Below are 1716 nucleotides of genomic sequence, written 5' to 3' on the forward strand. Positions count from 1 at the left end.
GGTCGACGGCGCGCGCTTGCCCGGCTTCGGCTTCTTCTCGCCCGGCCCGTCGTCCCCTCCCAGGACGATCACGGCCGCCACGGCCGCCACCGCGACCCCCACCGCCGCCATTGCGGCCCCGGCGACGATCAGACGTCCCTTCCCACGCCCCTGACCGCCCCGCTGAGCACCTCCCGCGCCCGGCGGCACCACCCCACCGGGCGGCACAGCCCCACCAAGCACGACAGGCCGATCGGGCGGCGCAATCCCGTCCGGCGGCACAGGTCCGTTGGGCGTTACAGGTTCGCTCGACGGCATGGGCCGGTTGGGCCGCGCGGGTCCGCCGGCGACGAGCTTGTCCTGTAGCGGGGGCCTGGGGGACGGGTGCTTGGCCGCGGTGGACGGCCCATCCTGTTCAACGCTCACTCGGCGCTCACTCTGCTCGCTTCCGGTCACGCCTTCGGCCCTCCTCAGCCCGCGCCGAGGGCGGTCGCCAGGGCCGGAGGGGCGTTTCCCCAGAGCATAAGGGTGCCCGGCGACGCGTCCCGCCGCGGCGGGAACGGTGCGTCGCCGGGCATCCGGAGGCGCGGGTTCAGCGCGCTGGGCGCCTCACCTGCGGCCTCATTCGCTGTCGAGCCCGCTCTGCAGTGCCTGCACCTCGCTGGCTGTGGCGCCGATCACCTTGTAGTCGGCGTGCTTGTAGTACGTGCCGCCCGTGGACTTGGCCCAGCTCGACCACGCGCTGCTGGAGACGCGGCAGCTCGCCCACTGCGAAGTGGTGCCGGTGATCGTGATCCTGGACGTGCAGTTGCCGAGGTCGCGGCCGCTCAGCGTGCCGGCGGTGAGCCGGAAGCGCACGTCGATCGTCACCGGCGTCTGCGCGCCGAACGGCGGACGAATCTTGGCCTCCACCGTGCACCCGGAGTTGCCGTTGCAGCCGCCCTTCTTCCACTCGTCGACCGTCGGCCGCGCCGAGGCGTCGAAGGAGTCCTTCAGCTCGCCCATGTTGGTGCGCATGTCGGACAGGAGCGTCGACGCCTGGCCCGCGCTCTTCGGGGTGACGTCGAGCGAGACGCGCGGCGTGGTGGCCTCGTAGCGCAGCAGCTCGGCCTCGTCGGCGTCGGTGATGTAGAGCGTGGAGGAGAACGTGCTGAACTTCAGCGCCTTCTTGCCCTGCCACGTCGTCTTGATCGGCTTGACCTTGGAGGCGGCCGCCGAGCGCAGCTTGCCCGCCAGGGCCACGGGCGTCAGCTCGGCCTTGAAGTCGATGTCGAGCTTGTCGGCGCTGAGCCGGCCCCACTGATCGCCGGTCCCGAGGTAGTACGGGGTCTCGCTGGCGGAGATCTGCCGCCGCCAGTAGGCCGCGCCGGCCTTGACGAACAGCTTGCCGTCCGCCGAGAGCAGCGTGAGATTGTCGCTGTTCCAGGTGACGGGCCCCGTGGCGCGGCCGCCCTTGGTGACGCTCAGCTCACCGTTCAAGGTGTCGGCGCCACCGCCGAAGCTGCCCTTGAGCCCGACCGCGCGGGCCGCGGCCATGGTGTCGGCGGCCGAGTTCAGCTTCTGCTCGGGCGTCTTGCCGTCGCCGCCGGAGGTCAGCACGAACACCACGACACCGATGATCAGGAGAACGACGACGCCGCCGCCGACGAGCGCCGCGATCAGCGCACCGCCGCCGCCGCGCTTGGGCGGGGGCGGGGGCGGCATCCCTGGCATCCCCGGCATACCGGGGGCGCCGGG

1 protein-coding gene is annotated in these 1716 nt (G+C 72.3%); it reads right to left on the reverse strand.

Going from position 1 to position 1716, the window contains the following annotated elements:
• Positions 1-600: 600 nt before the first annotated feature.
• Positions 601-1716: hypothetical protein (locus E1298_RS46710; RefSeq protein WP_207945285.1), on the reverse strand; the 1116-nt coding region annotated here is incomplete at its 5' end.

Source organism: Actinomadura rubrisoli (genome assembly GCF_004349215.1).
GTDB lineage: Bacteria > Actinomycetota > Actinomycetes > Streptosporangiales > Streptosporangiaceae > Spirillospora > Spirillospora rubrisoli.